Origin of the sequence: Lacticaseibacillus pantheris DSM 15945 = JCM 12539 = NBRC 106106 (genome assembly GCF_001591865.1) — a bacterium.
Lineage (GTDB): Bacteria > Bacillota > Bacilli > Lactobacillales > Lactobacillaceae > Lacticaseibacillus > Lacticaseibacillus pantheris.
In genome coordinates, this window is record NZ_BCVS01000158.1 from 1 (window position 1) to 3,832 (window position 3,832).

The window sequence follows — 3,832 nt, forward strand, 5'->3', positions numbered from 1 at the left end:
CAGCCCGTTTCCATAAGCAAGAGTAACGAGGGAGCGTTGTAGCGTTACCCGTGACCCGGACGAGAATCACGCACTTGGATTCTTGTCCGGGTTTCCTTATACGTCGCTTTCTGGCCTGCGGAGCTCGTTTCAGAGAGTGGAACCCCGCGGTTAGAAACTGGAGCGTAACTTGCTTCGGCGGTGAAGCCCGGGCTTGGCTTGATTGCCGAAGCGGGTTACGCGCAAGTTTCTGCGGGGTGCAACTCGTTTCCATAAGCACGAGTAACGGCGGAGCGCTGTATCCATACTCGCCATTGCAGCTGCCCCGCCCTTCCCCTTTGCTTCCCACCAGCTCATCAATTCCCCGCAGCCCGCTTGTTCCCACCCCCATCCGGGACTAAAATGGTGGTACTAAGTAACCGGGGTTGAGGCCCTGATTCAATTATTGGGGGAACCAACCGTATGACCGACATTCAACTAATTGCATCCGATATGGACCACACGCTCTTGGAGGAGGATGGCAGCGTGCCCGCCGGCTTCTTTGACCGGGTACACGCATTACGCAAGCACGGGGTGGAGTTTGCCGCGGTGAGTGGCCGCTCCATTGCGACTTTGCAGGGGCTGTTCGCCCCCGTGCGCGACGACATTATTCTGGTGGGCGACAACGGCGCGGTCATCGAGCGCGGCAAGCGGCGGGTGTACACCAACGCCATCCCCACCGCGACGCACCAACACCTCACCGCTTACACGCACCGACAGCGGGCCGGGGTGCCCATCCTGTCCGGTGTGGACGCCGGTTACATCGACGCCCGGGACGCGGACCACATCAAGCAACTGGGGAACTTTTTCAACGAGGTGCGGATTGTGTCGCACCTTGAACAGTTCGCGGAGGACGTGACCAAGTTTACCGCCTATTACCCGGATGGCGATGCCTACGAGCAGGTTGAGGCTGAATTCAACCGCCCGTTTGGTGCTGACTTATCGGTGACTGTGGGTGGGGTGCACTTTGTCGACGTGATGAATCCGGACGTGGACAAAGGTGCGGCCATTCGGCAACTCGGCAAGGCATATGGCATCCCCACCGCGCGCATGATGGCCTTTGGTGACGGCGCAAACGACGTGCCGATGCTTCAGGAGGTGGGGTACAGCTACCACGTCCTCAACGCCCTCCCGCCCGCAGCCACGGCGGCACGCTACACCACGGCATCGAACCAACGCCACGGGGTGTTACGGATTATCGACAAGGTGCTGGCGGATATTATCTAGGGGGCGCTCAGGTTGACCTATTTATACTTAGTTCGTCATGGGCAGACAGTCGTGAACGCTGAGGGCCGTTTTAACGGTGGCGGCGTGGACGGCCCGTTAACGCAAAGTGGCGTTGATGGCGCTCGCGCGGTGCACGGCATGTTACGGGGTGTACACTTCGACCGTGTGGTCAGTTCACCTTTGCCTCGCGCCTCAATGACCGCGCGGTTGGTTACGGCCGCGGACGCGCCAATCGAGTATGACGACCGGCTGCGGGAGATGAGCCTCGGCGACTGGGACGGCCAACTGCTGGCCCCGTGGATGGACGACCCCGAGTTCATTAATTACCGCCACCACATGGAGCGGTGGGATTACCGCGCGGTGCACGCCGAGGGGTACCAGGCACTCGTTCGGCGCACGACGGCCGCGTTTCGCGACTTGGCGGCGTCGGTGGGGCCGGATGGTCGGGCCCTGGTGGTGAGCCACGGAATTGTCTTGACGATTACCAGCAACTTTTTGACGGGTACCCCGTTGGACCACGCTCGCGATACGGGGGAGGTCGCCAATACCAGTGTGACCGTCCTGGAGACTGATGGCACGCACTGGCGCAAAGTCGCGTGGAACGTCAAGCCGGAGGAATCCAACCGGCTGCGGGCGGCCGGATTATAGTGAATCGAATTTACACGCAAAAACCGCACTGACTTTGGCCAGTGCGTTTTTTGCTTGGAATTCAGTTATTCGACGAAATTACCCAGTGGCCCCCGCGGACGGCCCATGGCGATGCCTTCTTGAGCGCTAATCCGTTCCTTGACGAAGGTGAGGACGCTACCGCTATGCAGGGCGGATAACTCGCGCTGTAGCAAGGGGTCAAAGGCTTGCCCGCCGTGCCGGAGAGCCGTGAACCAGGCTCCCATGGCCTCGGGGTACAGGTTGGCGCTGATTGACGATAGGTGGTCGTAGCCGAGCTCGACGCGGTGCGGCAGGTCGAGTTCGCTCCCGGTATAAATGGCAAAGTCGTCGGGCACCAGCGTGCGGATGGTGGGCACCCGCTTGGGGTCGCCGGCCTCTTTGATGCCCACAACCTGGGGTAGCCGGACAAGTTGCCGCAGGGTGGTTAGCTCCAGGTTGAAGCCAGTACGGTGGGGATTGTTGTAGAGGATGGTCGGGCGCTCCGCCGCGGCGATGATGGCCTGAACGTAATTGCTGGCCTCCTGTTGCGTGGGGAGAATGTACGGCGGGAAGCCCAGCAGAATGCCATTAATGCGGTGCTGTTGGGCCACGGTCGCAGCCAGAGCGACGGCCTCATGTTGCCGGATGCTGGCAACACCAAAGATGATTTCGAGGGCTGGCGGCAGTTCGGCGTGCTCTAGCGCAGCGGCCAGCGTCTGTTTCTCGGTGAGGGTCATGCTGTGCTGCTCGCCGGTTGAGCCGCTGACCAGCACGCTGTCCACGCCGTGGTGGGCCAGGTAGCGGATGTGGGCGATGGTGGCGTCAACGTTCAGTGATTCGTCGGCGTTGAATGCTGTAGGAACCGCCACCTGGAATGGTTGTAGTTTGGTCATGATTGGAGATGCCTTCTTTGCATTAAGATTCTGCCAGGGCAGCCAGTTCATCGGGTTGGTAATTGCCGCTTTGCAGCCAGTTCAGCTCAACACCGTACGGCGCATGCATGTGCTTTTTGTCCGTCCCGACGTAAGGTGTCTCCAAAATTTTGGGGAGGCCCGTGAGCTGGGGATGGTGTGCGATGGCGTACAGCGCGTCAAAGCCAATGGTGCCGGCGCCAATGTTGGCGTGGCGGTCTTTGTTGCTGCCTTGGGGGTTCTTGGAGTCGTTAACGTGCACGATGCTGAGTTTGTCGAGCCCAATCACGTGGTCAAACTCATTCAGGACGCCGTCAAAGTCGTCGCGCACGTTATAGCCTGCATCGCTCATGTGGCAAGTGTCCATGGTAACCATGACCTTCTCGTTGTAGGTGACGCGGTCGAGGATTGCGGCAATTTCTTCAAAGGTGCGGCCCACCTCGGTACCTTTGCCGGCCATGGTTTCGAGGGCGATGGTCACGTGTTGTTCGGGCGTGATGATTTCGTTCAGGCCCTGGGCAATCTGCGCGATAGCTGCATCAGCTCCAGCGCCGACATGTGCCCCGGGATGGAATGGCATGCTGTAGGCGTGGAGGGCGTCGGCGCGGGCAACCTCGCCACGCATAAATTCAACGGCAAAGGTGTAGTTTTCGGGCTTCTTGGTGTTGCCCAGATTGACGATGTAGGGCGCGTGAATCACCAGGTGGCTCAGGCCAGCTGCGTCCATTGCCTCTAGGCCTTCGGGAATACGCATTTCGCTGACATCTTTACGCCGTGTGTTTTGCGGCGCACCAGTGTAGAACTGTAGCGTCGTCGCGCCGTAACTGACGGCCTCAGCGACCGCACCGGGGAACATGGCTTTGCCTGACATACTGACGTTGGCACCAATTAACATACAATTGTCCTCCTCAATTTCAATGGCCTAAGCATAGCACAAAGGTGGTGCGAACACGCGGGTGGATTGCTACTGTAGTGGTTGGCGGCAGCGTAGGCCGGACCGGGGAGCTGCGGCTTACGTGGGGTGCTCC

The 3,832-nt window shown here is 59.9% G+C and carries 4 protein-coding genes; 2 read left to right on the top strand and 2 right to left on the bottom strand.

The genetic code is table 11. From position 1 onward, the window contains the following. The first annotated feature begins 441 nt into the window (after positions 1-441). Together LPA02S_RS11035 and LPA02S_RS11040 are read left to right on the top strand one after the other, a co-directional pair. The gene (locus LPA02S_RS11035) at positions 442-1,245 is read left to right on the top strand and encodes a Cof-type HAD-IIB family hydrolase (protein WP_054649247.1); all 804 of its coding nucleotides are present in this window, start codon (positions 442-444) and stop codon (positions 1,243-1,245) included. A 12-nt stretch (positions 1,246-1,257) separates the two neighbouring features. Further along, complete coding sequence (locus tag LPA02S_RS11040) at positions 1,258-1,893, top strand: histidine phosphatase family protein (protein ID WP_054649249.1); 636 nt, start codon at positions 1,258-1,260, stop codon at positions 1,891-1,893. Between the two features lie 65 nt (positions 1,894-1,958). Here LPA02S_RS11040 and LPA02S_RS11045 read toward each other — a convergent pair whose 3' ends face one another. Continuing rightward, entirely contained in the window at positions 1,959-2,786 is an 828-nt protein-coding gene (locus LPA02S_RS11045) for a dihydrodipicolinate synthase family protein (protein WP_054649251.1), read from the bottom strand. A 22-nt stretch (positions 2,787-2,808) separates the two neighbouring features. Further along, a complete protein-coding gene (locus tag LPA02S_RS11050; protein WP_056956743.1) occupies positions 2,809-3,699 on the bottom strand; it encodes a deoxyribonuclease IV in 891 nt (296 codons plus the stop codon). Positions 3,700-3,832 lie beyond the last annotated feature (133 nt).

Bases quoted from the DNA above. Each gene is read 5' to 3' on its own strand.
- LPA02S_RS11035 (WP_054649247.1), top strand. From the start codon at position 442: ATGACCGACATTCAACTAATTGCATCCGATATGGACCACACGCTCTTG.
- LPA02S_RS11045 (WP_054649251.1), bottom strand. From the start codon at position 2,786: ATGACCAAACTACAACCATTCCAGGTGGCGGTTCCTACAGCATTCAAC.
- LPA02S_RS11050 (WP_056956743.1), bottom strand. From the start codon at position 3,699: ATGTTAATTGGTGCCAACGTCAGTATGTCAGGCAAAGCCATGTTCCCC.